This is a genomic window from Pseudomonas sp. MPC6 (genome assembly GCF_006094435.1).
In the GTDB taxonomy this organism is placed as follows: domain Bacteria; phylum Pseudomonadota; class Gammaproteobacteria; order Pseudomonadales; family Pseudomonadaceae; genus Aquipseudomonas.
Map to the genome: position 1 here is coordinate 2,046,098 of NZ_CP034783.1, position 24,767 is coordinate 2,070,864.

16 protein-coding genes are annotated in these 24,767 nt (G+C 61.3%); 9 read left to right on the forward strand and 7 right to left on the reverse strand.

What is annotated here, in order from left to right:
• Positions 1–18 precede the first annotated feature (18 nt).
• Complete coding sequence (locus tag ELQ88_RS11630) at positions 19–3,315, forward strand: DEAD/DEAH box helicase (protein ID WP_138965154.1); 3,297 nt, start codon at positions 19–21, stop codon at positions 3,313–3,315.
• Positions 3,316–3,385: 70 nt separating this feature from the next.
• Here the strand turns inward: ELQ88_RS11630 and ELQ88_RS11635 are convergent, their stop codons facing one another.
• From ELQ88_RS11635 to mfd, 3 genes are read right to left on the reverse strand one after another with little or no spacing between them, the layout of a single operon-like run.
• On the reverse strand, positions 3,386–6,076 hold the full coding sequence (locus ELQ88_RS11635; protein WP_128870857.1) for a DEAD/DEAH box helicase: 2,691 nt from the start codon (positions 6,074–6,076) through the stop codon (positions 3,386–3,388).
• 11 nt (positions 6,077–6,087) lie between these two features.
• The gene (locus ELQ88_RS11640) at positions 6,088–6,678 is read right to left on the reverse strand and encodes a CsiV family protein (RefSeq protein ID WP_128870856.1); all 591 of its coding nucleotides are present in this window, start codon (positions 6,676–6,678) and stop codon (positions 6,088–6,090) included.
• Positions 6,679–6,688: 10 nt separating this feature from the next.
• Positions 6,689–10,138 carry a transcription-repair coupling factor gene (gene mfd, locus ELQ88_RS11645; protein WP_138965156.1) on the reverse strand — a complete coding sequence of 1,150 codons (3,450 nt, stop codon included), beginning with the start codon at positions 10,136–10,138 and terminating at the stop codon, positions 6,689–6,691.
• 361 nt (positions 10,139–10,499) lie between these two features.
• Here mfd and ELQ88_RS11650 point away from each other — a divergent pair, with 361 nt between their 5' ends.
• From ELQ88_RS11650 to sthA, 3 genes are all read left to right on the forward strand, one after another.
• Entirely contained in the window at positions 10,500–11,963 is a 1,464-nt protein-coding gene (locus ELQ88_RS11650; RefSeq protein ID WP_128870854.1) for a glyceraldehyde-3-phosphate dehydrogenase, read from the forward strand.
• Between the two features lie 1,396 nt (positions 11,964–13,359).
• The gene (locus tag ELQ88_RS11655) at positions 13,360–14,385 is read left to right on the forward strand and encodes an FAD:protein FMN transferase (protein ID WP_228761596.1); all 1,026 of its coding nucleotides are present in this window, start codon (positions 13,360–13,362) and stop codon (positions 14,383–14,385) included.
• 209 nt (positions 14,386–14,594) lie between these two features.
• The gene (gene sthA / locus ELQ88_RS11660) at positions 14,595–15,989 is read left to right on the forward strand and encodes a Si-specific NAD(P)(+) transhydrogenase (protein ID WP_138965160.1); all 1,395 of its coding nucleotides are present in this window, start codon (positions 14,595–14,597) and stop codon (positions 15,987–15,989) included.
• 42 nt (positions 15,990–16,031) lie between these two features.
• Here the strand turns inward: sthA and ELQ88_RS11665 are convergent, their stop codons facing one another.
• Together ELQ88_RS11665 and ELQ88_RS11670 are read right to left on the reverse strand one after the other, a co-directional pair.
• Positions 16,032–16,754, reverse strand: a complete 723-nt coding sequence (locus ELQ88_RS11665; protein ID WP_128870852.1) for a glycerophosphodiester phosphodiesterase family protein — start codon at positions 16,752–16,754, stop codon at positions 16,032–16,034.
• A gap of 14 nt (positions 16,755–16,768) precedes the next feature.
• Positions 16,769–17,350 (reverse strand): PilZ domain-containing protein, encoded by a 582-nt coding sequence (locus tag ELQ88_RS11670; protein ID WP_138965162.1) that lies wholly within the window; start codon positions 17,348–17,350, stop codon positions 16,769–16,771.
• 94 nt (positions 17,351–17,444) lie between these two features.
• On the opposite strand from ELQ88_RS11670, the gene ELQ88_RS11675 reads away from it, so the two are divergent.
• The 3 genes from ELQ88_RS11675 to ELQ88_RS11685 all read left to right on the forward strand — a co-directional run bounded on the left by ELQ88_RS11675 (position 17,445) and on the right by ELQ88_RS11685 (position 20,697).
• The gene (locus ELQ88_RS11675; protein ID WP_128870850.1) at positions 17,445–18,695 is read left to right on the forward strand and encodes a lipoprotein-releasing ABC transporter permease subunit; all 1,251 of its coding nucleotides are present in this window, start codon (positions 17,445–17,447) and stop codon (positions 18,693–18,695) included.
• A 7-nt stretch (positions 18,696–18,702) separates the two neighbouring features.
• Positions 18,703–19,386: a lipoprotein-releasing ABC transporter ATP-binding protein LolD gene (lolD, locus tag ELQ88_RS11680; protein WP_168187341.1), complete on the forward strand. Its 684-nt coding sequence runs from the start codon at positions 18,703–18,705 to the stop codon at positions 19,384–19,386.
• A 66-nt stretch (positions 19,387–19,452) separates the two neighbouring features.
• Complete coding sequence (locus ELQ88_RS11685; protein WP_128870848.1) at positions 19,453–20,697, forward strand: lipoprotein-releasing ABC transporter permease subunit; 1,245 nt, start codon at positions 19,453–19,455, stop codon at positions 20,695–20,697.
• Between the two features lie 129 nt (positions 20,698–20,826).
• On the opposite strand, the gene ELQ88_RS11690 is transcribed toward ELQ88_RS11685, so the two are convergent.
• Entirely contained in the window at positions 20,827–22,176 is a 1,350-nt protein-coding gene (locus tag ELQ88_RS11690) for a heavy metal sensor histidine kinase (RefSeq protein ID WP_138965166.1), read from the reverse strand.
• Positions 22,176–22,856 carry a heavy metal response regulator transcription factor gene (locus tag ELQ88_RS11695; RefSeq protein WP_138965168.1) on the reverse strand — a complete coding sequence of 227 codons (681 nt, stop codon included), beginning with the start codon at positions 22,854–22,856 and terminating at the stop codon, positions 22,176–22,178. Before ELQ88_RS11695 ends, ELQ88_RS11690 begins: the two co-directional genes overlap by 1 nt.
• Before the next feature lie 155 nt (positions 22,857–23,011).
• Here ELQ88_RS11695 and ELQ88_RS11700 point away from each other — a divergent pair, with 155 nt between their 5' ends.
• Together ELQ88_RS11700 and queF are read left to right on the forward strand one after the other, a co-directional pair.
• Positions 23,012–23,533, forward strand: coding sequence for a cupredoxin family protein (locus ELQ88_RS11700; RefSeq protein WP_138965170.1), 522 nt, complete (start codon positions 23,012–23,014; stop codon positions 23,531–23,533).
• Positions 23,534–23,786: 253 nt separating this feature from the next.
• A complete protein-coding gene (gene queF / locus ELQ88_RS11710) occupies positions 23,787–24,617 on the forward strand; it encodes an NADPH-dependent 7-cyano-7-deazaguanine reductase QueF (protein WP_128870845.1) in 831 nt (276 codons plus the stop codon).
• Positions 24,618–24,767 lie beyond the last annotated feature (150 nt).

Here is a 24,767-nt window from a genome sequence, read left to right on the forward strand (position 1 = left end):
TTCAAAAGCATCGAGTGTATGTCTGCAATTATTGAGCAAATTCAACAGCTGCCATGGGCGGAAGCATTCAGTCATCGCGCTCTGGATAAGGCGCGCAGATATGCCCATGAACGTCGGGTAAAAATTCTCGAACTTGATGATGTGTTGGTTCGTGCAACCTGCAGGGGTTCCCAAGGTAACGTCTACGAACAGCAGATCGAACTGGTCGAAGACGCCAATGGCGATTTTGAGCTGGATTGCTTCTGCTCATGCCCTGTAGTGGTCGATTGCAAACACTGCGCAACCGTTATCTATCACTTGCAGGACCTTCCTGTCGCGGCGACTGACAGTCCTGCTTCTGTTCACTTGAATCGTGAGCTGGAGCGCTGGATCGACGGTATTCCTTCTACAAGCAATCCCGCCGATGAGCCGGCACAGGGGACAAGTACGCGCCTGTTTTACACACTCAGGGCTACACCCACTGCCGGTAGATGGACGCTTGAAATCTTCAAGGCCCGCCAACTCAAGAGTGGCGTGTTGCAAGATATCAAGTCGATGTACTCGCTGTCGGACACGCTGATACGTCAACCCGGTTACCTGACGGAACTCGACCTTCGAATCGCCAGGCTGTTAGTCGCCGTTCACTCCCATCACGCGTATTACGCCGGCTATCTATTGGAAGGCAGCAGCGGCGCCGAGCTTATTGAGATGCTGTTGCGGACCTCGCGTCTTTTCCTCGATCTCCAACAGTCGCAACCCTTGACGCCTGGTATGCGCAGAGCAGGTCAATTTGTCTGGGCCGAACAAGCCAACGGCAGTTTCCGCCCGCAATGGGGCAGCGACGAAGCGCCAGTGGAAACGATCCTGGCCTTGGAGCCCTTGTACTATCTGGATCGCGAGCGGCTGCAAATCGGGCCACTGTTCAGCGAGATGGATGAAAAACTGGCGTGTCACCTGTCGTTGGCCCCGGAGATCCCGGCTCGCCAGGCCATGCAGTTCAGCCATCGGATGAGAGCGGCGACTCAAGTTGCGCCGCCGCCGCATACGTTGACGGAACGGGTCATCGAGGGCGTTTTCCCTCAGGCTCATCTGGTGCTCGCCAGCGGCAAGCGTTACGTCCGCTGGCAGCATGAACCCGAGCACCGCGCCGCGTTGGCGTTCACCTACAACGGGCATCCAGTGTCGGACAGGAGCCCGGAGGTGTTGATCCTTTCAGGGACTGAAACCCAGCGTATCCAGCGCAACCCGGTCGCCGAAAAAGCCCTGCGCCAGGCCCTGCAAAAACACGGTTTCAAAAAGGCTACGCGCAAAAGCAGTCTGGACCGCCCCGGCGAAATGTTCACCCTGGCGGATGATGCGACCTGGCTGGCCTTTGCGCAGGACGGGGTCCCGGCGCTGCGGCAGCAAAACTGGCTGATCGATATCAGCGAAAACTTTCACTTCAGCGTGCAGCCTGTAGAGGAGTGGTATGCAGAGGTGGAGGAAGAGTCGGGGCACCAGTGGTTCGATCTGCAACTGGGTATCGTCGTCAACGGCGAGCGTCACAGTCTGTTACCCATCCTCCTGCATTTGTTGCGCAGCCAGCCACAGTTGATGGACCCCGCAAGCTTGGCCCAACGCAACGATGATGAACTGTTGCTGATCGGACTTGGCGACGGGCGTTTCGGTGCCAAGCCCCAGGGCAAAGTCGCGCTGCCCTATGGTCGGATCAAACCGCTGATGGCCACCTTGGGCGCGTTGTACCTGGGTGACCATGTGGGTGATTCCTTGCGTCTGAGTTTGCCGGATGCCGCGCGCCTGAGCGCGCTGGAAGGCGTACCACTGGTGTGGCAGGGCGGTGAGCGCCTGCGCGGTTTTGCCAAGCGCCTGCGTGAGTCGAACCATGCTCACGTCCCGGCGCCCGAAGGGTTGAAAGCGACCCTGCGACCGTATCAGCTGGAAGGGTTGAACTGGATGCAAACCCTTCGCGAACTGGAAGTGGGCGGCATCCTCGGCGACGACATGGGCCTGGGTAAAACCCTGCAAACCCTGGCTCACCTGCTGACGGAAAAACAGGCCGGCCGGCTCGATCATCCGGCACTGGCCGTGATGCCTACCAGCCTGATCCCCAACTGGCTCGACGAATCCCTGCGCTTTACTCCGCAGCTCAAGGTGCTGGCGCTGCATGGCGCTGCACGGCAAAAAGACTTTGCCAGCCTTGCTGAATACGACCTGGTGCTGACCACCTACGCGTTGCTGCCTCGGGACCTGGAGATTTTGCAGCCGCAAGTCTGGAGCGTGCTGATTCTCGACGAAGCGCAGAACATCAAGAATCCGCTCAGCAAAGCAGCTCAAGCCGCCCGTGATCTACAGGCTCGCCAGCGATTGTGTCTGTCCGGCACCCCGCTGGAAAACCACCTCGGCGAGTTGTGGTCGCAATTCCACTTTCTGTTGCCCGGGTGGCTGGGCGACAGCAAAACCTTCAACCGCGACTACCGCACGCCGATCGAAAAGCATGGCGACACCGAGCGGATGCGCCACCTGAGCGCTCGGATAAAACCCTTCTTGCTACGTCGCAAGAAAGACCAGGTGGCGACCGAACTGCCGTCGAAAACCGAGATTGTGCATTGGGTTGATCTCAGCGACGGGCAGCGGGATGTGTATGAAACCGTGCGGGTTGCGATGGACAAGAAGGTCCGCGACGAAATTGCCCGCAGTGGCGTTGGGCGCAGTCAGATCATCATCCTCGATGCGCTGCTCAAGCTGCGTCAGGTGTGCTGCGATCTGCGGTTGATCAAGACGCCGCTCACCGCCAAATCCCTGCGTTCGGGCAGCGGCAAACTGGTCAGCCTGATGGAGATGCTGGAAGAGCTGCTCAGCGAAGGCCGCAAGATTTTGCTGTTTTCGCAGTTCACGTCGATGCTGGCTTTGATTGAGGAAGAGTTGCTGCAGCGTGGCCTGGGTTACTCGTTGCTGACCGGTGAAACGACGGATCGACGCACACCGGTCAAGGATTTCCAGAGCGGTAAAGTGCCGTTGTTTCTCATCAGTCTGAAGGCCGGTGGCACCGGGCTGAACCTCACGGCGGCGGACACGGTGATCCATTTCGATCCGTGGTGGAACCCGGCGGTCGAGAACCAGGCGACCGACCGCGCCTACAGGATCGGGCAAAACAACCCCGTGTTCGTCTACAAGCTGATTGCTAGGGGTACGGTGGAAGAAAAGATACAGGCGTTGCAGCAGGAGAAAGCCGTTCTGGCCGAAGCGGTGCTTGAAGGTGGGGCGACGGGTGGGTTGAAGCTTGAGCAGAGTGATATTGAGGCATTGTTTGCACCGCTGCCCAATCTCAAGTCCTGATAGCGTTTTTCTTCAGTAATGGCCCCATCGCGAGCTTGCTCGCGATGGGGCCTACCAGGCGCCGCCGATCTCAGCGCTTCTCCAGCTTCTCCGGCAACGGCGCAAACAACGCTTCGATATCATCACTCTGCAACTTCCAGTCCCCGGCCTTGCGCCCGTCCAGCACGCCGGCGGCGAGGTCGGATTTTTCTTTCTGCAGGTGCTGGATCTTCTCTTCCACCGTGCCCCGGGCAATCAGCTTGTAGACGAATACCGGTTTCTCCTGGCCAATGCGATACGCGCGGTCGGTCGCCTGGTTTTCGGTCGCCGGGTTCCACCATGGATCGTAGTGGATCACGGTGTCCGCTTCGGTCAGGTTCAAGCCAACGCCGCCGGCCTTCAGGCTGATCAGAAAGATCTGCCGCTTGCCGCTCTGGAAGTCCTTCACCGGCGTACGCCGGTCGCGGGTCTGGCCGGTCAGCAGGGCATAGGCGACACCGCGTTTGGTCAGCTCGGCCTCGATCAGCGCCAGCATTGAGGTGAACTGCGAAAACAGCAACACCCGCCGTCCTTCCTCGAACAACTCCTCGAGCATTTCCATCAGGCTGTCGAGCTTGCCCGAGGTGCTGCCGCGCGCGGGCAGGGTGGCTTCGTTGACCAGGCGCAAATCGCAGCAGACCTGGCGCAGCTTGAGCAGCGCCTCGAGAATGATGATCTGGCTGCGCGCCACGCCCTTGCGGGTGATTTCGTCGCGGACTTTCTTGTCCATCGCCAGGCGCATGGTTTCGTACACGTCGCGCTGGGCTTCGTTGAGTTCGACCCAGTGGATGATCTCGGTTTTCGGCGGCAACTCGGTGGCCACCTGCTCCTTGGTCCTGCGCAACAGGAAGGGTTTGATCCGACCGTTGAGGTGTTGCAGGCGTACTTCACTGCCGCGCTTTTCAATCGGCACGCGGTAATCGCGGTTGAAGCTTTTTATATCGCCAAGCCAGCCGGGCAACAGGAAGTGAAACAGTGACCACAGCTCGCCCAGGTGATTCTCCAGTGGCGTGCCACTCAGGCACAGGCGCTGGCGCGCATTCAGCTCGCGCGCGGCCTGGGCCGCCTTGCTGTTGGGGTTCTTGATGTACTGCGCCTCATCCAGCACCAATACGTGCAACGGCTGCGCCGCCAGCCGTTCGACGTCCTTGGGCAGCAGCGCATAGGTGGTGAGGATCAGGTCGTAATCGGCCAACTGGTCGAAATGCTTTTTGCGACTGGCGCCGTACAGCGCCAGCACCTTGAGTTGCGGGGTGAAGTGCGCCGCTTCATCGAGCCAGTTGGGGATCAGGCTGGTGGGCATCACCACCATGCACGGCCGATCGAGGCGCCCGGCGTTTTTCTCGCTGAGAATGTGCGCCAGGGTCTGCAGGGTTTTACCCAGTCCCATGTCGTCCGCGAGAATCCCGCCGACTTCCAGTTGGCGCAACGACTGCATCCAGCTCAGGCCTTCCAGCTGATACGGACGCAAGGTGGCGTTCAGGCCTTCGGGGGCGGTGGCGGTGTGATCCTTGATGTCCCGCAGGCGCTGGGCAAAGGTGCGGATCTGTTCGCCGCCTTCCCACAGCAGCGGCAGGTCTTCCAGCGGATTCAGGCGCGTGGCGTCGGCCTTGCTCAGGCGCAGGGTGGTCTCGCCGGGCTCTTGCAGATAGAACTCGCCGAGGGTCGCCAGTACCGGTTTCAAGCGGCCGAAGGGCAGGGCGACTTGCAAGGGCCCGTGTTCGGAATTGGGACGGTGGGGGATGTTCACCAGGATCAGCTCGTCGTCGCGCCGCCGGGCCAGGCGCTCCGGGTTGAGGATCTCGGTGTGGGAGCGCATCAGGTTCAACAGGATCGGCAGCAGGCTCAGGCGCTCACCGTTGACGATGATCCCCAGTTCCAGGTCGAACCAGTCACGTTCAGGGGCCTGTTCGACCGTGGCGTACCAGTCGTCCACCGCCGTCAGGTCGAAACCGAAGTCCTCGTCGATCTGCAACTCCCAGCCCTGGGTGCGCAGCTTCGGCAGTTCATTGAGGGTGAAGGTCAGCCAGGCGCTGTCGTTGACCATCTCGAACAGCTCGCCGGCGCTTTCCGGCAAGGCCTTGCTTTGCCGGGTGGCGACCTTGAAGCCGAGGATTCGCAACTGTTCCCGGTAGGATTGTTCGATTTCCGGATGACGTTTTATCCGCAGTGTCTGGGTTTCCTGGCGAATCAGCACGTCGGCGTTCTTCTGCCCGCTGACGTATTCATCCAGGTAGCTGAACGACAGGGCGGCGCGATGCTGGATGTAGCGTTGCATCTTGCCGTTGCGCGGTTCGAAGGCGCTGAACTCGACGCTCGCCAGCCACAGCCGCGGCACCGGTTGCACATTGTCCACCAGCACTTGGGGCGCTTTCGGGTTGCGGTTGTCCAGCACCGCCTGGAGTTTTTCCAGCAGCTCGGCGTCTTTGGCCGCGGCGGGGTAGTTGAGGGTTTCCTGCACTTGCAGCAACACCGCCGCGCAATGTTTGCAGTTGCTGTGGACCGGGCACGTGCAGTGGGCGTCGATCATCAGCAGCGTGCCTTTGGCCGACTCGCGCAGGCGAATCGTCTGACGGTAAACGTTAGCGCCAGAGCCTTCGCAGGCGGCGATGATGGTGGCGTCGCCGGCCTCGACGATCCTGACGCGATTTTCCAGGGCGTAGCGGCGGCCACGCTCCAGGCTCTGTTCCTTGAATCGGCTGACCCAGGAAGGTGCCAGGGGTTTGCTCAGGGTCGGGGACATAAGGACTTCAATCAGTCCGGAATTTCATCGGGGACTGGCCGAGGCGCAGGGGCGGTCAGCGAAGTGATCTTGATCAGCAGGCCGAGGTGGCCGTTGTCGAGGAAGTTCAGCTGGCCGTTCTTGGTGTGGCTTTCCTGTTTCATGCGTTCGCTGGCAGTGACCATGCCGTTGGCATCGATCTGGTTGACCCAGAAATCCGCGTCGACGTCGGTAAAACGCCCCAGTTTCAGGCTCAGCGTGCCCTCGATCGGGAACTGGCCGAATTGTTCCGCGCCGTCGCTGATCGCGACTTTGCTGGCCTCTTCGCCGAGGTTCTGCTGCCACGCCTTGTGCAGCAATACCGTGTAGTCGTTGCTGGCGGTGAGCTTCTCCACTTCGGGATTGAGGCTCGGCGTGCGGAAGCTGTCGGGGTCGATGCGCTGGGCGCCGGCCGCCCAGTCTTCCGGCGCGGCTTTGCTGACAATGGCAGGCACGGCGTTTTGCCGCACCAGGATCATTTCGACCTGATACAGATCATCGGCAAATGCCGTCGGGATGACCAGAGTCATCAACGTAGGGACGACCAAAGCCATCAACAAGGTCAGTGTGCGGAACAGGCGCATGCGGCGTCCTTCAAGCAGTTTTCGGAATGAGGCGCTCGAACAGCGCCTCTACAGTATTAAAGCGCTCTTCCGGGCGCTCCATCGGCACCTGGAATTTAAACATCGTCGCGCCTTCGAATTTGTAGCGTTTGGGCTGGCTCTGGATCAGTTTGATCAGCGTCAGCGGGTCGACTGGCGTTTGCGTGGCGAACTCGATCCGGCCGCCTTGCGGGCCGCCGTCGACTTTCTTGATGCCCAGCAACTCGGCCTGCAACTTCAGCGCGGTGATGCGCATCAGGTTCTTCGTCGGCTCCGGCAGCAGGCCGAAACGGTCGATCATCTCCACTTGCAGGTCCTTGAGGCCTTCCTCATCGGCGGCCGAGGCAATGCGCTTGTACAGGATCAGGCGCGCATGCACGTCCGGCAGGTAGTCTTCGGGAATCAACGCCGGTACCCGCAGGTTGACTTCCGGACCGCCGCCCAACGGCTGATCGAGGTTCGGTTGTTCGCCCTTGCGGATCGATTTCACCGCGCGCTCGAGCATTTCCATGTACAGGGTGAAACCGACGGCCTGGATCTGCCCGCTCTGCCCGTCGCCGAGCAGTTCGCCGGCGCCACGGATTTCCAGGTCGTTGGTGGCGAGCACGAAGCCCGCGCCGAGGTCTTGGGTATTGGCGATCGCTTCCAGGCGCTTTTCCGCGTCCGGGGTGATCTGCTGGCGCGGCGGCGTCAGCAGGTAAGCATACGCCTGGTGGTGGCTGCGACCGACCCGGCCGCGCAGCTGGTGCAACTGTGCCAGGCCGAACTTGTCGGCCCGCTCGATGATGATGGTGTTGGCGCTCGGCACGTCGATGCCGGTCTCGATGATGGTCGAGGCGATCAGCACGTTGAAGCGCTTGTGGTAGAAGTCGCTCATCACTTGTTCGAGATCGCGTTCGCGCATCTGCCCGTGGCCGATGCCGATCCGCGCTTCCGGGACCAGTTCGGCGAGGTCGGCGGCGCATTTCTCGATGGTCTTCACGTCGTTGTGCAGGTAATAGACCTGGCCGCCACGCAACAGCTCACGCAGCAGGGCCTCCTTGACCGTGCTCTTGTTCTGCTCCATGACGAAGGTGCGCACCGACAGGCGACGGGCCGGCGGCGTGGCGATGATCGACAGGTCGCGCATGCCCGACACCGCCATGTTCAGCGTGCGCGGGATCGGCGTCGCGGTCAGGGTCAGGATGTCGACTTCACTGCGCAGGGCCTTGAGCTGTTCCTTTTGCCGGACACCGAAGCGGTGCTCTTCGTCGATGATCACCAACCCGAGGTTTTTGATCTTGACGTCGTCCTGCAGCAGCTTGTGCGTGCCGATGACGATGTCGATCTTGCCTTCGGCCAGGTCCGCGACCGCGGCGTTGACTTCCTTGGTCGACTTGAAGCGGCTCATCACTTCCACGGTCACCGGCCAGTCGGCAAAGCGGTCGCGGAAGCTGTTGTAGTGTTGCTGGGCGAGCAGGGTGGTCGGCACCAGGATCGCCACCTGCCGGCCGCCGTGCACCGCGATGAACGCGGCGCGCATCGCCACTTCGGTCTTGCCGAATCCGACGTCGCCGCAGACCAGGCGATCCATCGGCTTGGGCGCGAGCATGTCGCTGCGCACCGCGTCGATGGTGGTTTGCTGGTCCGGGGTTTCTTCGAAGGGGAAGCCGGCGCTGAAGGTCGCGTAATCGGCTTTCGGGTCTTCGAAGGCATACCCTTCGCGAGCGGCGCGGCGGGCATAGATGTCGAGCAGTTCGGCGGCGACGTCGCGCACCTGTTCGGCGGCTTTGCGCTTGGCTTTCTGCCAGGTCTCGGAGCCGAGGCGGTGCAGCGGGGCCAGGGCATCGTCGCTGCCGGTGTAGCGTGCGATCAGGTGCAGGTTGGCCACCGGCACGTACAGCTTGGCGTTTTCGGCGTATTCGAGGGTCAGGAATTCGGCGGCCTGGCTGTCGATCTCAAGAATGGTCAGGCCCAGATAACGCCCGACACCGTGGTCGATGTGCACCACCGGCGCGCCTTCGCGCAGCTCGGTGAGGTTCTTGATCACCGCATCGTTGTTGGCGTCGGCGCGCTTCTCGCGGCGCCGACGCTGCATCACGCGCTGGCCGAACAGCGGGCTTTCGGCGACCAGGGCCAGGGCTGGGTCGTCGAGCACCAGGCCTTCGTCGAGCGGCGCAATGGTGATCGCCAGGCGCTCTTTGCTGGCGACAAAGTCCGGCCAGCTGTCGACGGTTTTCGGGCGCAGCTTCAGGCGCTCGAGCAATTCCAGCAGGACTTCGCGACGGCCGGCGGACTCGGCGGTGAACAGCACGCGCCCGGGGAACTCGTCGAGGAAGCTGGCCAGCGCCGCCAGCGGTTGGCTGGCCTTGGCTTCGATGGCCAGGTTCGGCAGTTCGCGAGCGGGGAAGCGCTCGCGGCCGACGCCGGTTTCCACATCCTGTTGACTGGCGACCACCCGCGGCCAGTTCTTCAGGCGGGCGAAGCAGTCTTCCACCGGCAGGAACAGCTCGGCGGGCGGCAATAAAGGCCGCGCCGGATCGACGCGGCGCTCTTCATAACGGTTGCGCACGTCGTTCCAGAAGTTTTCCGCGGCCTGCTCGATGCCCGGCAGGGAGAACACCTGGGTGTCCTGGGGCAGGTAATCGAACAGGGTCGAGGTTTCGTCGAAGAACAGCGGCAGGTAGTACTCGATACCGGCCGGAGTGATGCCGCTGCTCAGGTCCTGGAAGATCGGGCAGCGCCGGAAGTCGACGTCGAAGCGCTCGCGAAACCGCGCCTTGAAGCGCGTGACCGCATCCTTTTGCAGCGGAAACTCTCGCGCCGGCAGCAGGCGAACGGTGTCCACCTTGTCGATGGACCGCTGGTTTTCCGGATCGAAGGTACGCAGGCTCTCGATTTCGTCGTCGAACAGGTCGATGCGGTAGGGCAGTTTGCTGCCCATCGGGAACAGGTCGATCAGCGAGCCGCGCACGGTGAATTCGCCGTGCTCGTACACCGTGTCGACGTAGCGATAGCCTGTGGCTTCGAGCCGGGTGCGCATCTGCTCGACGTCGAGTTTCTGGCCGACGTCCAGCACCAGGCTGCTGCCGAGCAGGAATCGGGTCGGCGCCAGGCGATGCAGGGCCGTGGTGATCGGCACCACCAGCACGCCATGACTCAGCTCCGGCAGCCGGTACAGGGCGGCGATGCGCTGGGAAATGATGTCCTGGTGCGGCGAGAACAGGTCGTAGGGCAGGGTTTCCCAGTCCGGGAAATGCAGCACGGGCAAATCCGGGGCGAAGAAACTCAGCTCCTGTTCCAGCCGTTCGGCACTTTGGCTGTCGGCGGTCACGAGCAGGGTAAAGCGCTTGGCTGCGCTGGCAGCCTCGGCGATGGCCAGGCTCAGGGCGGCACCGGGCAGGTTGCCCCAGTGCTGTTTACCTGCCGCGGCAGGGAGAAGCGGTAGACGCAGAACGGGCACGGAAGGTTGAGCTCCAAGCGTTGCGACAAAGTCGGTAATTGTAACGGTCCCGGGTGCCGCCTGTCAGTTGCAGACTGTGTCTATTACGCAATGGGACAAATGTAGTGGTAATGACAAAATCGGCCGGTTTTTCAGGAAAAATCACGGATTATGTAGTGGCAAACGCAACCTGTGTTACGGATGGTTACGGACAAGGCAGCGCTGTCTCCAAAAATTTGACTCGGCTGCAGGCCACGTTATTACTGGGCTGGAGCGATGCGGGATTTTTTTTCAGGAAAAGTTGTTACTGGTTGCGCGACAGGCGCGCATTGCTACGGGAGCCACTCGGCGGCATAATGTAGCCCCTTTTTTCTGCCCCTACATGTGGAAGGTTCCCGTGACTCAGAAGCCCGACCAGTGTCTTGGTGAATGGATCGACCGTGAAGCACTCGCAGAAGCGATGATTCCGCTTATCGGTCAGCTCTACCGCAATAACAACGTGGTGAGCTCGATCTATGGCCGCAGCCTGATCAATCGTTCAGTCATCGCGATTCTCAAAGCTCACCGCTTTGCCCGTCATCGCCAGTCCGATGACAGCGAATTGTCCGTCCACGAAACATTCCCGCTGCTCAAGGCGATGAGCGAGCTCAAGCTGGGCGCCGCTTCGGTCGACCTGGGCAAGCTTGCAGTCAAGTTCAAGGCCGAAGGCAATGGTCGCAGCGCCGAAGACTTCGTCCGTGACGAGCTGGCCGATGTGGTCGGCAAGCAAAACGGTTCCGGCCGTACCGGTACCGACGTTGTCCTGTACGGCTTCGGTCGTATCGGCCGTCTGCTGGCGCGTATCCTGATCGAGAAAACCGGTGGTGGCGACGGCCTGCGTCTGCGCGCCATCGTGGTCCGCAAGGGCGCCGAGAACGATCTGGTCAAGCGTGCCAGCCTGCTGCGCCGCGACTCGGTGCATGGTCCGTTCGATGGCACCATCACCATTGATGAAGCCAACAACACCATCACCGCCAACGGCAACCTGATCCAGGTTATCTACGCGAAAAACCCGACCGAAGTGGATTACACCCAGTACGGCATCAAAGACGCGCTGCTGGTGGACAACACCGGTGTATGGCGTGACGCCGAGGGCCTGGGCCAGCACCTGACTTGCCCGGGTATCGACCGCGTTGTGTTGACCGCGCCTGGCAAAGGCAAGCTGAAGAACATCGTTCACGGCATCAACCACGGTGAAATCACCGCTGACGACAAGATCGTGTCCGCCGCTTCCTGCACCACCAACGCCATCGTGCCGGTGCTGAAGGCTGTGAATGACAAGTTCGGCATCATCAACGGTCACGTCGAAACGGTTCACTCGTACACCAACGACCAGAACCTGATCGACAACTTCCACAAAGGCGATCGCCGTGGCCGTAGCGCCGCGCTGAACATGGTGATCACCGAGACCGGTGCCGCCACTGCTGCTGCCAAGGCCCTGCCTGAGCTGGCCGGCAAGCTGACCGGTAACGCAATCCGTGTTCCGACGCCGAACGTGTCGATGGCCATTCTCAACCTGAACCTTGAGAAAGGCGCTACCCGTGAAGAGATGAACGAGTACCTGCGCTACATGGCGCTGCACTCCGATCTGCATAAGCAAATCGACTACGTCAATTCGCAGGAAGTGGTGTCCACCGACTTCGTTGGCTCGCGCCACGCAGGCGTGGTGGACGCTGAAGCGACCATCGTCCAGGACAACCGCGTTGTGCTGTACGTGTGGTACGACAACGAGTTCGGTTACAGCTGCCAGGTAGTGCGTGTGATGGAAGACATGGCCGGGGTAAACCCGCCAGCGTTTCCGCGCTAAGCATTAGCTGCAAATGAAAACGCCCCGGCTTTGGTCGGGGCGTTTTTGTTTGTGGGGTTTACACGATAGTGGTCACAACAAATATCCTGTAGGAGCTGGCTTGCCAGCGAAGGTCTGTCAGTTGCTATCAATGTTGCCTGGCACACCGCTTTCGCTGGCAAGCCAGCTCCTACAAGGTTTTGTGGTGTTTACACGATAGTGGTCACGCCAAAAATCCTGTAGGAGCTGGCTTGCCAGCGAAGGTCTGTCAGTTGCTATCAATGTTGCCTGGCACACCGCTTTCGCTGGCAAGCCAGCTCCTACAAGGTTTTGTGGTGTTTACACGATAGTGGTCACGCCAAAAATCCTGTAGGAGCTGGCTTGCCAGCGAAGGTCTGTCAGTTGCTATCAATGTTGCCTGGCACACCGCTTTCGCTGGCAAGCCAGCTCCTACAAGGTTTTGTGGTGTTTACACGATAGTGGTCACGCCAAAAATCCTGTAGGAGCTGGCTTGCCAGCGAAGGTCTGTCAGTTGCTATCAATGTTGCCTGGCACACCGCTTTCGCTGGCAAGCCAGCTCCTACAAGGTTTTGTGGTGTTTACACGATAGTGGTCACGCCAAAAATCCCGTAGGAGCTGGCTTGCCAGCGAAGGTCTGTCAGTTGCTATCAATGGTGCCTGGCACACCGCTTTCGCTGGCAAGCCAGCTCCTACAAGGTTTTGTGGTGTTTACACGATAGTGGTCACGCCAAAAATCCTGTAGGAGCTGGCTTGCCAGCGAAGGTCTGTCAGTTGCTATCAATGTTGCCTGGCACACCGCTTTCGCTGGCAAGCCAGCTCCTACAAGGTTTTGTGGTGTTTACACGATAGTGGTCACGCCAAAAATCCCGTAGGAGCTGGCTTGCCAGCGAAGGTCTGTCAGTTGCTATCAATGGTGCCTGGCACACCGCTTTCGCTGGCAAGCCAGCTCCTACAAGGTTTTGTGGTGTTTACACGATAGTGGTCACGCCAAAAATCCTGTAGGAGCTGGCTTGCCAGCGAAGGTCTGTCAGTTGCTATCAATGTTGCCTGGCACACCGCTTTCGCTGGCAAGCCAGCTCCTACAAGGTTTTGTGGTGTTTACACGATAGTGGTCACGCCAAAAATCCTGTAGGAGCTGGCTTGCCAGCGAAGGTCTGTCAGTTGCTATCAATGTTGCCTGGCACACCGCTTTCGCTGGCAAGCCAGCTCCTACAAGGTTTTGTGGGGTTTACACGATAGTGGTCACGCCAAAAATCCTGTAGGAGCTGGCTTGCCAGCGAAGGTCTGTCAGTTGCTATCAATGTTGCCTGGCACACCGCTTTCGCTGGCAAGCCAGCTCCTACAGTTCTATCGCATAATGGCTGGCCTTGGCGGTGTGTCGGGGGGGCTTCAGGAGATGCAGGTGTTGTTGAAGGGGCGGCTGATCGGAATGGTGGTGCTGGCCGGCGTATTGTCCGGTTGCGGCAACGGCGACTCCATGGAAAGCTTCGGCGGCCCGACCATGGGCAGCACTTACTCGGTCACCTACCTGCGCCAGGCCGGTCTTCCGGCGCCGGCGCAAGTCCGGGGCGAGGTCGAGAAGATCCTCGCGCAAATCGATCGGCAGATGTCGACCTACCGCAGCGACTCCGATATCGAGCGCTTCAACGCGCTGCCCGCCAACCGCTGCCAGCCAATGCCCGCGCCGATCCTCAAGCTGGTCCGTGTCGCCGAGCAGCTGTCGGAACAAAGCGCAGGCTCCTACGACTTGACGGTGGAACCCTTGCTCAATCTCTGGGGGTTCGGCCCGCAAGGCCGTGCGGAAACAGTCCCTTCCGCCCAGGCGCTGGCCGAGGTGCAACAACGAGTCGGCTACCAGCATTTACGCATCGAAGGCGATCAGCTGTGCAAGGACGCCGCGGTCGAAGTCGACTTCAACAGCATCGCCGCCGGCTACGCCGTCGACACTATTGCCGCCAGGCTCGAGGCGTTGGGCATCCACAATTACCTCGCCGAAGCCACCGGCGAACTCAAGGCGGCCGGCAAGAAACTCGATGGCTCACCCTGGCGCATCGCCCTCGAGGAGCCGCGGGATGATCGCCAGGTCGCGCAACGCATTCTGGCGGTCGACGGCTACAGCGTTTCCACCTCCGGTGATTACCGAAATTATTTCGAGCAGGGCGGCAAGCGCTATTCCCACACCTTCGACGCCCGCACCGGTGCACCGGTCTCACACGCCCTGGCGTCAGTCACGGTGATTCATCCTTCAGCGTTGATGGCCGATGGCTTGTCCACCCTGTTGCTGATTCTCGGCCCGGTGCGCGGTTGGGACTACGCCGAAAAACACGACATCGGCGCATTCTTTGTGATTCGTGCCGATCGCGGTTTCGTCATACGCACCAATCAGGCATTTGAGCGCCTGAGCGGGGCCGAGACCGAGTGATCACGGCGATCCCCGCATTGAAAACTGGCGTTGTAGTGCAGGCAAAAGTAGCCTACGACACGACCAAGGGTTAATGTGCCCGGCGTTGACGCTTCTATAGACTGTGTCCCGGGTTCTGCACTGGCCCCAAAATTGTTCCTTCACGCCGCAGATCGGCGTGATTTAGCCGCAGGTGCCGAGGGCGCCGCGGCCTGTTCTGAGGAGTACGCATGGCTGTCTACAACTACGACGTGGTGGTACTGGGTTCCGGCCCGGCGGGAGAAGGCGCGGCAATGAACGCCGCCAAGGCAGGGCGCAAGGTGGCGATGGTCGATAGCCGTCGCCAAGTCGGCGGCAACTGCACCCACCTGGGTACCATCCCGTCCAAGGCACTGCGTCACTCGGTCCGGCAGATCATGCAGTTCAACACCAACCCGATGTTCCGGGCCATTGGTGAGCCGCGCTGGTTCTCGTTCCCGGACGTGCTGAAAAGCGCCGAGAAAGTCATTTCCAAACAAGTCTCTTCGCGCACCGGCTACTACGCCCGCAACCGCGTCGACGTGTTCTTCGGCACCGGCAGCTTCGCCGACGAGCAAACCATCGAAGTGGTCTGCGGCAACGGCGTGGTCGAGAAACTGGTGGCCAAGCACATCATCATCGCCACCGGCTCGCGTCCGTATCGTCCGGCGGACATCGATTTCCACCACCCGCGCATCTACGATAGCGACACCATCCTCAGCCTCGGCCACACCCCGCGCAAACTCATCGTTTACGGCGCCGGCGTGATCGGTTGCGAATACGCCTCGATCTTCAGCGGCCTGGGGGTGCTGGTCGAGCTGGTGGATAACCGCGGCCAGTTGCTGAGCTTCCTCGACTCGGAAATTTCCCAGGCCCTGAGCTACCACTTCAGCAACAACAACATCACGGTTCGCCACAACGAAGAATACGACCGCGTCGAAGGCGTGGACAGCGGCGTGATCCTGCACCTCAAGTCCGGCAAGAAGATCAAGGCCGACGCCTTGCTCTGGTGCAACGGCCGTACCGGCAACACCGATCAGCTGGGTCTGGAAAACGTTGGCGTGAAGGTCAACGGCCGCGGCCAGATCGAAGTCGACGAGGCCTACCGCACCTGCAAGCCGAACATCTACGGCGCCGGTGACGTGATCGGTTGGCCGAGCCTGGCCAGTGCCGCGCACGACCAGGGTCGTTCGGCCGCCGGGAGCATCGTCGACAACCACAGCTGGCGCTTCGTCAACGACGTGCCGACCGGCATCTATACGATTCCGGAGATCAGCTCGATCGGCAAGAACGAGCAGGAGCTGACCCAGGCCAAGGTGCCGTACGAAGTGGGCAAGGCGTTCTTCAAGGGCATGGCGCGGGCACAGATCGCCGGCGAGCCCCAGGGCATGCTGAAGATCCTGTTCCACCGCGAGACCCTGGAAGTGCTGGGCGTGCATTGCTTCGGTTACCAGGCGTCGGAGATCGTGCACATCGGCCAGGCGATCATGAACCAGCCGGGCGACCTCAATACCCTGAAGTATTTCGTCAACACCACGTTCAACTACCCGACCATGGCCGAAGCCTATCGGGTCGCCGCCTACGATGGCCTCAACCGGCTTTTTTGAGCGGCTCCGGCCGGTGGCCTGAGCCGGCCGGGGAGACCGATTTCAGCAATTCTCGAGCGTGGCGCTGGCCAAACCGGGAAAGTCTGTAATCAGGCTGTCAACGCCGAAGTCGGCGAGCCTGCGCATCAGCGCGGGCTCGTTGACTGTCCACACCGACACATGCAGCCCCTGACGCTGCGCCCTCTGCAGGCGTTCCGGCGTACACAGGGTCCAGTTCAGCGCCAGGATCTCACAGCCATAGCTTTGCGCGACCTTCAGCGGGTCGAGCCAGGCGTATTCGGCCACCAGCCCGCGGGACACGTCCGGCACCAGGTCCAGCGCGGCTTTGAGCACTTCCCGCGAGCTCGAGGTGATCGTCACCTTGTCCAGCAGGCCATGGCGCTGGGCCATTTCCCGAATCGCCAGCACGGTGGAGGCGGCGCGGGTGCGTGAAGCGCTTTTGACCTCCAGTTGCCAATGCTCGAAATCGCATTGCTCGAACAGCGTTTCCAGGGTCGGGATCGGGCACGGCTTGATCCAGCCCGGGCCGCCCTTGCGCGCGTCATAGGTCACCAGTTCCGCCGCGGTGTGCTCGACCACCTTGCCGCGACGGTCGGTGGTGCGCTTGAGGGTCGGGTCGTGGATGACCATCAACTCGCCATCCATGGACAGGTGCAGGTCCAGTTCGCAGCGGCGCACGCCGTGCTTGAGACATTCCTGAAAACTGGTCAGGGTGTTTTCCGGTGCTTCGCCCTTGGCGCCGCGATGGCCGTAGATGAGGGTCACGGTTCTTCCTTAAGTTAAATGCCTGATTCGGTTTGTTCGCGGGCCAGGCGTCGTTCCTGGGCCTGCTTGTGCAAGATGTAGCGGGCCAGCAATTGCCGCTGGGCATCGGTTGCGTGTTCGAACGCGGTGCCGATGACGTAGCCGTCGCCCTGGCGGTCGCAATGGATCACGCGCGCGCGCAGCAGCAGGCCGAGGGCTTGGGGCATCAACACCAGTTTCACCGACAGCCGTGCGCCGGCGGCAAGCGGTGTCGGGTGCTGGAAGTCGATGCCGCCTTCGGAAATGGTCACCGGCTGCGGTTCGCCGATCTGCCCGAGCACGGTGATGGCGATCACCTGGCTGAGCAGATCGATGCGTTTGTTCTGGGATTTGAGGAACGCCGCGAGGGGGCGGTCGCGCTCGCTGATCTGGCGCAGCAGGTGTTGCGACTCGTATTCGCTGAGGTGCAGTTCGCTGAGCAGGTTGAACAGCTGAGAAGCATCCTGCAACACTTCCTGGCCCAAGGCTTCGGGCGCGGACAGAGGCCGAATTTCCAGTGCGATCATGTCCTCGATACGGTAGTATTCGCGGTGATCTTCATCATCTAATGTCGACATGGCGAACCCATGGTAGCGGCGGTGGTCTGAGTGTAAAGCTGGTTATCGACCCCCGCCACAAGGACGTTCCTTTTCCCTCCGAACAAGCCCCGACATGTTCAGACCTCTCTTCGTATTTATTGGCACGCGTTATACCCGTGCAAAGCGTCGCAACCATTTTGTCTCCTTCATTTCCCTGACCTCGATCATTGGACTCGCCCTCGGCGTGGTCGTGATGATCGTGGTGCTGTCGGTCATGAACGGCTTCGATCATGAGATGCGCACCCGCGTGCTGGGCATGGTGCCCCACGCGACCATCGAGTCCGGTGAACCGATCAACGACTGGCCGAGCCTGGCCGCCCAGGTCAAGCAGAACCCGCAGGTGACGGCCGTGGCGCCGTTCACCCAGATGCAGGGGTTGCTGACCAACAAGGGCAAGGTCTCCAAGGTGTTGCTCAATGGCATCGATCCGGCGCTGGAGCGGCAGGTGTCGATCATCGACAAGTTCATGCTGCAGGGGCAGCTCGACGCCCTGGCGCCGGGCAGCTTCGGCATCGTCATCGGCGACAAGGCGGCGGCCAAGCTCGGTGCGGCCATCGGCGACAAGCTGACGTTCGTCGCGCCGGAAGTCACCGTGACCCCGGCCGGGATGTTTCCGCGCATGAAGCGCTTTACCGTGGTCGGCATCTTCCATGTCGGCGCCGGTGAGATCGACGGTTACCTGGGCGTGACCAACCTGCAGGACCTGGCCCGGCTGCATCGCTGGAAGCCGGAGCAGGTGCAGGGCATCCGCCTGAAGTTCGACGACCTGTTCCAGGCGCCGCGCACCGCGTGGAACATCGCCCAGCAGCTCGGCGAAGATCATTACTACGCCCGGGACTGGACCCGCACCCACGGCAATCTGTATCAGGCGATCCGCATGGAAAAAGCCATGATCGGCCTGCTGTTGCTGCTGATCGTCGCGGTGGCGGCGTTCAACATCATTTCCACGCTGGTGATGGTGGTGAACGACAAGAAGGGCGACATCGCGATCCTGCGGACCCTGGGCGCCACGCCGGGTTCGATCATGGCGATCTTCATGGTGCAGGGCACGGTGATCGGTGTGGTCGGGACGCTGATCGGCGCCGTGGTCGGGATCTTCGCCGCGCTGAACGTCAGCGCCGCGATCTCGGCCCTCGAAGGCTTGATCGGGCATAAATTTCTCAACGCCGACGTGTACTTCATCGATTACCTGCCGTCGCAAGTGCAGAGCGACGATGTGTTGATGGTCTGCGCCGCCGCGTTGGTCCTGAGTTTTCTCGCCACCCTGTATCCAGCCTGGCGTGCCGCGCGCACCCAGCCTGCGGAGGCGTTACGTTATGAGTGAGTCGGGCATGAGTGATAAAGCAATCTTGAGCTGCCGCAACCTGGGCAAATCCTACGAGGAAGGCCCGGAGTCGGTCGAGGTCCTGGCCAACCTGCAACTGGAGTTGCATCCGGGTGAGCGGGTGGCGATTGTCGGCACCTCGGGTTCGGGCAAAAGTACTTTGCTCAACCTGTTGGGCGGCCTCGACACGCCGACCAAGGGCAGCGTCTGGCTGGATGGCGAAGAGCTGTCGGCCTTGAGCGAGAAGAATCGCGGCCTGCTACGCAACCGGTCGCTGGGGTTCGTCTACCAGTTCCACCATTTGCTGCCGGAGTTCACCGCGCTGGAAAACGTCTGCATGCCGCTGCTGATCGGCAAGACGGCTATTCCAGAGGCGCGTAAACGGGCGACGGCGCTGCTGGAGCGGGTAGGGCTGGGCCATCGCCTGGAACACAAGCCGTCTGAACTGTCCGGTGGCGAACGCCAGCGCGTGGCCATCGCCCGTGCCCTGGTGAACCAGCCAGGCCTGGTGATGCTCGACGAGCCGACCGGCAACCTCGACTCCCACACCGCCCAGGGCATTCAGGATTTGATGCTGGAACTCAGCGTGTCGATGCGCACCGCGTTCCTGGTGGTGACCCACGACATGAACCTGGCCCGCCAGATGGATCGCGTCCTGCACTTGCAGGAAGGTTGCCTGACGCCCATCTGACTGGCCGCAACCCGACGTCACTGAAGGGTGCGTCGGGTCTTTTATATTTATACGGTGCCCCTGCGAATGTTCAGACCGTTATCGATCTTCATCGGCGCGCGCTATACCCGCGCCAAGCGCCGCAATCGCTTTGTTTCCTTCATCTCGATGACCTCGATGATCGGCCTCGCCCTGGGCGTGCTGGCGATGATCGTGGTGCTGTCGGTGATGAACGGCTTCCAGCGCGAAATGAGCTCGCGCATCCTCGGCATGGTGCCCCATGCGACCATCGTCGGCGTCAATCCGATCGATGATTGGCAGCCGGTGGCCGCCGCCGCGATGAAAAATCCCGAAGTGACCGCGGCCGTGCCGTTCACCGAGATGGAAGGCATGCTGTCCTACAAGGGCACGATGCAGCCGATCCAGGTCAGCGGGGTCGATCCGGCGCTGGAAGGCAAGGTCTCGATCGTCGCCCAGCACATCGTCCAGGGGCGTCTCGATGCCTTGAAACCGGGCGAGTTCGGCGTGGTGATCGGCGAGATCACGGCGCGGCGTTTCCGCTTGAACGTCGGCGACAAGATCACCTTGATCGTGCCGGAAGTCAGCACCGCACCGGGCGGGATCACCCCGCGCATGCAGCGGCTGAACGTGGTCGGCGTGTTCAAGGTCGGTGCCGAGCTGGATGGCTCGATGGCGCTGATCCACCTGGCCGATGCCGCGCAGATGCAGCGCTGGGAGCCGAATCAGGTGCAAAGCGTGCGCCTGGCGGTGAAGGATTTGTACGCGGCGCCCCAGGTCTCCAGCGAGGTGGCTGCGGGTCTCGGCAGTGCCTACCGGGCTGACGACTGGACCCACACCCAGGGCAGTCTGTTCAGCGCGATGAAGATGGAAAAAACCATGATCGGCCTGCTGTTGCTGATGATCGTCGCCGTGGCCGCGTTCAACATCATCGCGACCCTGATCATGGTGGTGAACGACAAGGGCGCGGACATTGCGATCCTGCGCACCATCGGTGCCACTCCTCGGCAGATCATGGCGATCTTCATGGTCCAGGGCACGGTGATCGGGGTTGTCGGGACTTTGATCGGCGGTGTGCTGGGGGTGATTGCGGCGCTGAATGTCAGTGAGCTGGTGGGCTGGGTGGAGCGGGTGAGCGGGCAACACATCTTCAGTTCCGATGTGTATTTTGTCAGTAACCTGCCTTCGGAATTGCAGGGGGCGGATGTGCTGTTGATCTGCTCCGCCGGGTTCATCTTGAGCTTCCTGGCCACGGTTTATCCGGCCTGGCGTGCGGCGAAGACTGAGCCGGCTACCGCGCTGCGTTATTCGTAAGCCGTTACACCGCTGGACCCTGTAGGAGCTGGCTTGTCGGATCGCCGCACCGCAGCGAAGGCGGCCTTGAATCTTGCATCGATTTCGAGGGCCTCTTCGCTGGCAAGCCAGCTCCTACAAGGGATCAGATCAATTCCCCCTCGGTAATTCGATCACAAACCTGGTCCACTCCTTTTCTGACTCACACCGAATCTGCCCCCCATGGGCCCGAATGATCGACCGGGTAATCGCCAACCCCAACCCCGCATGCTCACTGCTGCCTTCATGCCGTGCCGGATCGGCCCGATAAAACCGGTCAAACAAGCGCGGCAGCAACGTCCCGTCAATGCCTGCGCCGCTGTTCTCGACAGTCAGGCGCAACCCCTCAGGCTGTTCAACAAGCCGCACCCGGACCTCACCCTCAGCCGGGGTAAACCGCAACGCATTATCCAGCAGATTGGACAGCGCCCGCCGCAACATGCTGCGATCGCCCTCCATCCGCGCGCTGCCTTCACGGCTCAACCTGACCTGCGCGTCCTCCGCCAACGGCGCAAAAAACTCCAGCAACAGATCCACTTCCTCCGCCAGTTCCAGCGGCTCGCGCCTGGGCATCAACAAGCCATGGTCCGCCTTGGCCAGGTACAGCATGTCGTTGACCAGTTGCGCCATCCATTGCAGTTCTTCGAGGTTGCTGTGCAGCGCTTCGCGATAATCCTCGATCGGCCGCGGGCGGGTGAGGGTGACCTGGGTGTGGGTCAGCAGGTTCGACAGCGGCGTGCGCAGTTCGTGGGCGATGTCGGCGGAGAACGCCGAGAGCCGCTGGAAAGAGTCGTCGAGGCGCCCGAGCATGGCGTTGAAGTGGTGGGCCATTTCCGCGAGTTCCGGCGGCATGTCAGTCTCGGGCAGGCGCGCATTGAGCGATTGCGCCGACACGCCGCGGGCCACCGCGCTCATGCGCCGCAACGGGCGCAACCCGCTACGCGCGGCCCAGGCACCGAGCAGGGCGGTGGCCAGGGCCGACAGGCCCACGGTCAGCCAGATCAGGTGCTGCATGCGTTGCAGGAAGTGCTGGTGATGGGTGATGTCCAACAACAGGGTCAGCTGCGGCGAGTCGGGTCGGTCGGGGAACAACGGCGCCTTCAACACGCGATAGTCGGTGCCGGCGTCGTTGAGGGTCGACAGGCCCGGTTGCTGGGGCAGCTTGTCCGGCAGGCGCGGCGAACTGTCATACCAGCGCCGGCCATCGCTGCCGGTAATCCGCAGTGACAAATCCGCTTGCCGGCTCAACTCATCCGCCAGTCTGACGTCACTCTCGCTCGATTGCAGATCCTGAAGCGCACGGCGCAGGCCGATCAGCTTGCCGTCGAGCAATTGCTGATCCAGCTCGACGAAGTGCGCCTCGCTGGCGCGACTGAACAGCACCCCGGCGAACAGTGAAACCACGGCAGTGCAGGCGGCAAACAACAGCGCCAGGCGACTGCTCAGCGACAGTCGACGCATCAGGCCTGGCGCTCTTCAAGCACGTAACCCATGCCGCGCACGGTGTGGATCAGCTTGTTCGGAAACTCATCGTCGATTTTCAGGCGTAGACGGCGGATCGCCACCTCGATGACGTTGGTGTCGCTGTCGAAATTCATGTCCCAGACCTGGGAGGCGATCAGTGACTTGGGCAGGACTTCGCCCTGGCGCCGCAGGAGCATTTCCAGCAGGGCAAACTCCTTGGCGGTCAGGTCGATGCGCTGACCGCTGCGTTCGACCCGGCGGCGGATCAGGTCCAGGCGCAAGTCGGCCAGGTGCAGGCTGGTTTCCTGGGGGGTGGCGCTGCCGCGACGCAACAGGCTGCGGACCCGGGCCAGCAGTTCGGAGAAGGCGAAGGGTTTGACCAGGTAATCGTCGGCCCCCAGCTCCAGGCCGTGGACCCTGTCCTCCACCGCGTCACGGGCGGTCAGAAAAAGTACCGGGGTGTCGAGGCCGGCGCCGCGCACCGCCTGCAGAATCTGCCAGCCATCGCGGCCGGGCAGCATCACATCGAGAATCAACAGCGCGTAATCGCCGCTCAGTGCCAGTTGCTGGCCGGTGCTGCCGTCGGCCACCAGTTCGGTGTTGAACCCGGCCTCGGTCAGGCCCTGGCGCAAGTAGTGGCCGGTTTTCGGTTGGTCTTCGACGATCAGCAGTTTCATGGGCGACTCGGGGCAGATGGAACGAACGCTTTATACCGTGGGCAGCATCGGTACAGGCCAACCTGACAAAGTTGTAATCTGGGTGTCAGGTTGTCGGCAGCGGTAGCAGTTTAGAGTTTTCCACAGGCTGAACCTTATCTTGTTGGAGTACGACCATGTTTTTGCGCAAATCTCTGATGCTGGCCGCGTGTTTGCTGACGCTGGGCTCACCGGTGTGGGCATCGCCGGCGCATACCTTCGACTTCGGCCAACCGGCGCCGGCCGCCAAGGCAACCCGCAGCGTTGAAGTGGTGATGGGCGACATGTCGTTCACGCCCAAAGCGATCGAGATCAAGGCCGGTGAGACGGTGCGCTTCGTGCTGGTAAATAAAGGCAAGTTGCTGCACGAATTCAACCTTGGCGACGCGGCGATGCACGCCAGGCACCAGCAGGAAATGCTGAAGATGCAGCAAAGCGGCATGCTTACGCCTACAGGCATGAAGGAAATGGACCACGGCTCAATGCCCGGTATGGATCATGGCATGAAGCACGACGACCCCAACAGCGTGCTGGTTGAGCCGGGCAAAACCGCCGAACTGACCTGGATCTTCACCAAGGCCACCAGCCTGGAATTCGCCTGCAACATCCCCGGGCATTATCAGGCGGGCATGGTCGGCCAGTTGACTGTAGATCCGTAGATCCGTAGTCCTCGTAGGACCTGTGGGACCTGTGGGACCTGTAGGAGCTGTCGAGTGAAACGAGGCTGCGATCTTTCAAGGGCACCCCCGGCACTTTGAATTTGTAGGAGCGAGCTTGCTCGCGATGGACCCAAGGGCGCCGCGTTCAACCAGTCAACACGCGTTATCGTTAACGACCATCGCGAGCAAGCTTGCTCCTACAGCAAGCGCAAACACTGGTAGAATCCACTGATTCTTCAGTCAGGTTTCCGCCATGCATCCCGCAGCCGAACACTCGCCGCTGGGCAAATCCAGTGAATATATCGCCACCTACACGCCGTCCTTGCTGTTCCCGATCCCGCGCACCGCGAAATGGGCCGAGCTGGGCCTGACGGCGGAGACCTTGCCCTACAAGGGCGTGGACTTCTGGAACTGCTTCGAGCTGTCGTGGCTGTTGCCGTCGGGCAAACCGGTGGTGGCGATCGGCGAGTTCAGCATTCCGGCGGATTCACCAAACATCATCGAATCCAAGTCGTTCAAGCTGTACCTGAACTCCCTGAACCAGACGCCGTTTGCCGATAACGCCAGCCTGCAAGCCACGCTGGTGAAGGACCTGTCGGCCGCGGCCGGCAAACCGGTCGGCGTGCGCATTCGCCGCCTGCAAGAAGTTGAAGCCGAAGGCGTCGTGGCATTGCCGGGCGTGTGCATCGATGATCTGGACATCAGCGTCAGCAACTATGAGCACCCGCGTCCGGAGCTGCTGCGTTGCGACGAGTCGCGCATCGTCGAGGAGAGCGTGCACAGCCACTTGCTCAAATCCAACTGCCCGGTCACCAGCCAGCCGGACTGGGGCAGCGTGGCGGTGGAGTACCGTGGCGCGGCGCTGGACCACGCCAGTTTGCTCGAGTACATCGTCAGCTTCCGCCAGCATTCGGACTTCCATGAGCAGTGTGTGGAGCGGATCTTCCTCGACCTGCAGCGGCTGCTGAAGCCGCAGAAACTGACGGTGTATGCACGGTATGTGCGCCGTGGCGGGCTGGATATCAATCCGTATCGCAGTACCGAAGAAGTGCAACTGCCGAACCACCGCCTGGTCCGCCAATAACGCCCCCCCTGTAGGAGCTGGCGTGCCAGCGAAGAGGCCGTCACATTCAACATCAATGGTGACTGATGCTCCGCCTTCGCTGGCAAGCCAGCTCCTACAGGGGATCGCGTTTCAAGTCGCAGATATCAAAAAGCCCCGCCATCGCTGGCA

Excerpts from the sequence above, each read along its gene's own strand:
- ELQ88_RS11700 (WP_138965170.1), top strand. The coding sequence starts at position 23,012 with ATGTTTTTGCGCAAATCTCTGATGCTGGCCGCGTGTTTGCTGACGCTG.
- ELQ88_RS11655 (WP_228761596.1), top strand. The coding sequence starts at position 13,360 with ATGCAGGTGTTGTTGAAGGGGCGGCTGATCGGAATGGTGGTGCTGGCC.
- queF (WP_128870845.1), top strand. The coding sequence starts at position 23,787 with ATGCATCCCGCAGCCGAACACTCGCCGCTGGGCAAATCCAGTGAATAT.
- ELQ88_RS11695 (WP_138965168.1), bottom strand. The coding sequence starts at position 22,856 with ATGAAACTGCTGATCGTCGAAGACCAACCGAAAACCGGCCACTACTTG.
- ELQ88_RS11650 (WP_128870854.1), top strand. The coding sequence starts at position 10,500 with ATGTGGAAGGTTCCCGTGACTCAGAAGCCCGACCAGTGTCTTGGTGAA.
- ELQ88_RS11690 (WP_138965166.1), bottom strand. The coding sequence starts at position 22,176 with ATGCGTCGACTGTCGCTGAGCAGTCGCCTGGCGCTGTTGTTTGCCGCC.
- ELQ88_RS11635 (WP_128870857.1), bottom strand. The coding sequence starts at position 6,076 with ATGTCCCCGACCCTGAGCAAACCCCTGGCACCTTCCTGGGTCAGCCGA.
- sthA (WP_138965160.1), top strand. The coding sequence starts at position 14,595 with ATGGCTGTCTACAACTACGACGTGGTGGTACTGGGTTCCGGCCCGGCG.
- ELQ88_RS11685 (WP_128870848.1), top strand. The coding sequence starts at position 19,453 with ATGTTCAGACCGTTATCGATCTTCATCGGCGCGCGCTATACCCGCGCC.
- ELQ88_RS11675 (WP_128870850.1), top strand. The coding sequence starts at position 17,445 with ATGTTCAGACCTCTCTTCGTATTTATTGGCACGCGTTATACCCGTGCA.
- ELQ88_RS11630 (WP_138965154.1), top strand. The coding sequence starts at position 19 with ATGTCTGCAATTATTGAGCAAATTCAACAGCTGCCATGGGCGGAAGCA.
- ELQ88_RS11670 (WP_138965162.1), bottom strand. The coding sequence starts at position 17,350 with ATGTCGACATTAGATGATGAAGATCACCGCGAATACTACCGTATCGAG.
- lolD (WP_168187341.1), top strand. The coding sequence starts at position 18,703 with ATGAGTGATAAAGCAATCTTGAGCTGCCGCAACCTGGGCAAATCCTAC.
- ELQ88_RS11640 (WP_128870856.1), bottom strand. The coding sequence starts at position 6,678 with ATGCGCCTGTTCCGCACACTGACCTTGTTGATGGCTTTGGTCGTCCCT.